Annotated in this window: 6 protein-coding genes; all 6 read right to left on the bottom strand. The window is 69.5% G+C overall.

Annotated features, from left to right (window positions below; all coding sequences use genetic code 11):
• Positions 1–87: 87 nt before the first annotated feature.
• Positions 88–702 (bottom strand): hypothetical protein, encoded by a 615-nt coding sequence (locus ACSIH6_RS38990; protein WP_435113856.1) that lies wholly within the window; start codon positions 700–702, stop codon positions 88–90.
• Between the two features lie 27 nt (positions 703–729).
• Positions 730–1,065, bottom strand: coding sequence for a hypothetical protein (locus tag ACSIH6_RS38985; protein WP_435113854.1), 336 nt, complete (start codon positions 1,063–1,065; stop codon positions 730–732).
• Between the two features lie 74 nt (positions 1,066–1,139).
• On the bottom strand, positions 1,140–3,098 hold the full coding sequence (locus ACSIH6_RS38980; protein ID WP_435113852.1) for a hypothetical protein: 1,959 nt from the start codon (positions 3,096–3,098) through the stop codon (positions 1,140–1,142).
• Between the two features lie 34 nt (positions 3,099–3,132).
• Positions 3,133–3,603, bottom strand: coding sequence for a hypothetical protein (locus ACSIH6_RS38975; RefSeq protein ID WP_435113850.1), 471 nt, complete (start codon positions 3,601–3,603; stop codon positions 3,133–3,135).
• An 87-nt stretch (positions 3,604–3,690) separates the two neighbouring features.
• A complete protein-coding gene (locus ACSIH6_RS38970) occupies positions 3,691–3,975 on the bottom strand; it encodes a hypothetical protein (protein ID WP_435113848.1) in 285 nt (94 codons plus the stop codon).
• A gap of 171 nt (positions 3,976–4,146) precedes the next feature.
• Positions 4,147–4,449: a hypothetical protein gene (locus tag ACSIH6_RS38965; protein ID WP_435113846.1), complete on the bottom strand. Its 303-nt coding sequence runs from the start codon at positions 4,447–4,449 to the stop codon at positions 4,147–4,149.
• Positions 4,450–4,737: the final 288 nt, after the last annotated feature.

The following is a 4,737-nucleotide window of genomic DNA, read 5'->3' as shown; positions in this document are numbered from 1 at the left end:
CGGGTGTCACGCGGGACGGTCACGCGTGACAGGGACAGGGGTGGGGGACCCGCCCCCCGGGGGGCGGGTGGACCCTCAGGGGTGGGGTTACTGGGGTGGGGCCGCGGCCAGGTAGCCGTCGCGGCGGCTCACCCGGTACCCAGCGGCAGCGAACACCTCGGCGGCGTCTTCCAGCTCCGTGACCGGGTTCGGGAGCCCCATGGGGGCGTCGGGGGTGTTCGTCCACTCCACGCGCACCCGGCCGCCGAGGAGCGGCAGGACGATGAGTCCGGCCACGTCCACGTTGTGCGCGGGCCGGGAGTCCTTCCACGGTCCGGCCAGCACGACCAGGGGGCATGCGGCTTCTTCGAGGACCTGGATGGCCGCGACGACCCGGGGCGTGTCGGTGTGGTCGGGGGTGGTGCCGACGATGGGTTCGGTCAGCTGGTGGTCGGCGTCGAACATGTCGGTCTGGCGGACGCCGTATTGGTCAGGGCTGTAACGCACGAGGGTGTCCCGGCCGGACAGGTAGAACCTTAAGGTCCGGCCGTCGCCCACGGGAGCGGTGACGTACAGGTGGGGGGCGTAATCGTCGCGGGGGGTCTCGACGGTGACCTGGAGTCCCTGGTTTTCCAGGTAGGCGGCGACCTCACGGTAGTTGGTGGGGGTGACGTGGATGGCTTCCACAGTGGGGCGGGGGCGGAGGTCGTAGGCGCGGAACACAGCGGTTCCTTTCAGATCGGGGTGGGGTTACTCGGGGGCGGGCTCCCACTGGGCGTCGAACATGTCGGTGTGGTGGCCGGTGTAGATCGGCCCGTCCGGGGTGCGGCGAGCGGCCAGCACGCCGGGGATGGGCACGGTCACCCGGTTGGTCCACTTGGTGGCGCGGGCGGCGGTGAAGGTGATGCGGGCGTACCCCTTGCCGTCCCGGGGGCGGGCCTCGCCCTCCGGGGCGGGGGCGATGACGCGCACCCCCTCGTCGTCGGCGATGTTCGCGGCGATCCAGTCGGCCACCTCCTGGTGGTTGTCACGCGTGACATGGATGGCTTGGGTGGTGTCGGGGCGGAGCTGGTACGGCTGGAACACGGCGGGTCCTTTCTGGCTAGGGTGGTGGGGTGGCGGGACCGGTCTCACGGCGACTGAGACCGGTCCCGCCGTTGTCATGCGGCCCGGCCGGTCGCGGACCGGTGGTTGGCCGCCTCGTGCTCCGCGATCGCGCGGATGTCGTAGGGGCCCGCCTGGTGGTCGCAGTCCCGGCAGGTGGCCGTGTAGGTGCGGCCGGTCGGGGTGTCGGTGGACTTGATGTGGATGCGGTGGGGGCGGTGCTTCTTCGGGGTGGGGTTGGCTAGCGCGGCGGCCTTCATGCGGGCGACCACCCGGCCCAGGGCGGTGATCTGGTAGGTGCGGGGGCCGCCACCGGCCGCCGGGTGCTCGGCGAGTTCCACCAGCTCCTTGCCAGCCAGGGACGCCAGGGACGCGGGGTGTCCGGCGGTGAGGTACCCGTCCTCGTCGGCCGACTGGAGGGCGTTGAACCCGGCAGTGCCGAGCGCAGCGGCGATGGTGCGGGCGTGGTCGGGGTCCACGCCGTGGTGGCGGGTGATGGCGTCCTCAATGCGGGTGCCACGGGTCCGGCGCGACAACGGGGCCGGGGCGGCCTCCTGGTTGACGGCGGCCGTGCGGGCACTGTCCTCTAGGGCCTGCTCGGCGTCCTGCACGTCCCACCCGTAGTGGTCGGTGAGGATGTTGCGTGCCTCCGCGCGGTCGCGGGACGGACGGCCACCGATGCTCCACCTGCGCTGATGGACGCCGCCGATCCGGTTCTTGCCCAGCTCGAAGACGATGCTCGGCTCAGCGGGGGCGGGCTCGACCGGGGGCAGGGCACGCACAACCCGGGCGGTGCCGGTGGGGATGGACCACCCGGCGTCCGCGAGTGCCTTGGTGTAGGCGTTCAGCTGGGAGTCCGTGTCACGGCGCCACGTCAGCTTCCCGTCAAGGACGTCGTGGACGTACACGATCTCGTCGGCGGTGTCGGCGTAGCGGACCTCTGCGTAGAACCCGGTCGTACCGTCCCCGGGGGTGGGGGCGAACTCGCCGTTCACGGTGACGGGGGCGAACCCGGCGTTGGTCAGGGTGGTGATGGCGGCGCGGGCGGCGGGGTTGTTGACGTGCTCGGGGTCGGTGCCGCGTGTGGCGCCCTGGTGGGCGATGACGCGGCCCTCCGCCGGGGGCGGGGTCAACTCGGTCTCCTGGCTGGTGGGGGCCTCCCACGGAAGGTCTCCGCAGCAGGGCAGCCACACGAAGTCGCCGTCAAGGTCCCGGGGGTTCTCTCCCTCGTTCACGAAGTCGGACATGAACTCGGCGACGATCGTGCACTGGTCGGCGGCGTGGATGATCTCGGGGGCGAAGCCGTAGCGCTTGCGGTCGCGGGTGACGTCGGCGCAGGTGGCGTCGTGCACGCGGATGTCGCCTCGACTGGTGTTGATCACGGCGAATTCGCGCTTCTCGACGGGGGCGGAGGTGTCCTGCTCTTCCTCGGCGTCGTCCTGGTCGTTGTCGGACTCGGCGTCCGTCAGGCACTCCTCGCATGCGTTCTTGGGCTGCTCCTCGTGCTCGGGGCAGATCGGGTGGACGCTGATCAGCTCGGCGTAATAGCCGTCATCCTCGGCGCGGTCCTTGGCGGCCTGGGCCTCCACCTCGGTGCGGGAGCCTACGAAGGTGCACCCTTCGTCGTTGAACACCCCCCACTCACCGTCGTGGGTCGGGCCGGCCTGCTCGTTGGTGGACTCCTCGTTGGTCTCGGCGCGCTCCGCCTGGGCGTCGTCCAGCTTCTTCCGGTACACGCCAGGGGTGATCTGGTAGTACATCTCGTCGCCGTGGCGGTAGTCCCTCCCGTTGGCCTCGCGGTCAGCAAGCCAGGTCAGGTGCTCGCGGGCGGCCGCGACCCCCTTGGGGGTGGCGCGGTAGAGGTCGTAGTACCGGCCCTTCGAGCCCCATTCGATCAACTTGACGTCGAGCAGGTAGGCGACGGTGCGCTTGTCGTAGACGCCGATCGGGCCGGGGGTAACGGCGAGTTTGTAGAGGGCAACGAAGCGGGCGGGGCTGAGGCGGTTGGTGCGCATGGGGGTGTCCTTTCTCTCGAGGGTGATTGGTGGGTTACTGGTAGCCGTTGGGGTACTGCTGACGCAGGTCCCAGTGGGCGTCGTCCTCGTCGTCGTCTTGGGCGTGCTCAACCAGCCACGCCAACGCCTGGCGCGGCATCCCGAGCGTGGCCAGCAGGTCCGCCACCACCTCTGCCTCCTCGCAGGTGAGTTTGGCGCCCAGGTCTCCAGCCAGTTGGGGGTCACCCCACACCCGGGCCCACTCCTGAGCAGGGTCGGGCGCTTCCTCGGGTGCAGGCTCCAGCTCGGCGCCGTCGGCGACGAGCGTGCAGGCTTTGGTGATGCTGATGTCGTGCCAGTCCTGGCGCTCCCACCTGGCGATGGCGGAGGAGAGTCGGTAGGTGCCGGTGGTGCGGGTGTGCCAGGTCGCGCGGATCTCCACGGGCACGTCCTGGCCCTCGCGCTTCCAGACAATGCGGACGGTGACGTAGGGAGCGCCGCCGTTGTCGATACCGTGTTCGACCACGTAGGACCGGCCGAACCGGGTGGCCTCCTCAAGGAGGCTAGAGGCCAGCCTTTGCGTCGTAGATCTACACAGGCACCGTGGGGCGGCTTACGTGATCACCTCGGTGACCTGGTTGCCCGCGACCTTCCAGGTTGTGCGCAGGTACTCAGCGAAGGTCTCGTCGGTGACTATGGCCCCTGTTCCCGCTCCGTCCTCGGCGAATATGAAGCCGCCGTGGGTGATGTCGGAGACGATCTGGCCGGTCCTCACCGAGGTCCCGTACGGGGTCGTGCGGGTGATGCGCACCCGGTCTCCGCGCGCCAGCTCACTGGCGCGGCGGGCGTCGACCAGGGTTTTGCGCTGCGCAGCGGGGGCGTCCTGTGTGGTGTACATGGCGAAGCGGTCCTTTCGTGTGGCTTTATCTGCAGGTCCTGAGCATGTTTGTCGATCCGCTCGGCTGGGGAACACCAGCCGAGCGTCTCGCTAAGCCCCTCCAGGCGGCCAACTAACGCGACGACCGTTGGAATCCGCTATGCCGAACAGGGGCTATGGGGTCCAGAAACGTCATGCACAGGAGTCGCACATCAGGAGTGACCGCCCCTCACGGTCGGTGCTGGCCTCCTCCCAGAGACCGGCCAGCGCCCGCGCGCGGGCCTCGTCCTCGTCATGGCCATGCATGAGGCTGAGGCAACCACTCTCAGCGGTGTGGTCGGCGGAGGCGCAGCTCTCTGCGTCGGGACCATCACAGTCACATTCCAGTAGGTAGCAGCGGTACGGCAGCTGCACCGGGGTGAACGTCGGAGCCCAGTAGCGACCGTGGGAGGCGGCACTCTCCTGGGTGGGGAAGTGCTTCACGACCTCGGTCACCCGGGACTGGGTGTAGTGATGGCCCGCAGCGTCTTGCAAGATCCAGCATTGAGTGCGGTTCATGGTTTTGCCTTTGATCAGCTGGTTGGGTGGTGATCTGGGTGTGCGGGGAATTCTGGAGGAACTCCAGGGTGGCGACGGCGTGGGCCATCGCCTCGCCGGGTTCTTCGTCGGCCCGCGACCGACCAGGGTGGCCCGGTCCGCGGCTGGGCGCCGGGCGATCTGACGGCGGGACCGGGAAAGGAAGAGCCTCGGTCACGGAGCGTTGGCTCCGCGACCGAGGCTCTT

The organism is Nocardiopsis synnemataformans (assembly GCF_965343085.1).
Taxonomy (GTDB): domain Bacteria; phylum Actinomycetota; class Actinomycetes; order Streptosporangiales; family Streptosporangiaceae; genus Nocardiopsis; species Nocardiopsis alborubida.
Note: the sequence above shows the minus strand (reverse complement) of the source record. Positions and strands in the feature narration are given on the sequence as shown.

Excerpts from the sequence above, each read along its gene's own strand:
- ACSIH6_RS38980 (WP_435113852.1), bottom strand. The coding sequence starts at position 3,098 with ATGCGCACCAACCGCCTCAGCCCCGCCCGCTTCGTTGCCCTCTACAAA.
- ACSIH6_RS38970 (WP_435113848.1), bottom strand. The coding sequence starts at position 3,975 with ATGTACACCACACAGGACGCCCCCGCTGCGCAGCGCAAAACCCTGGTC.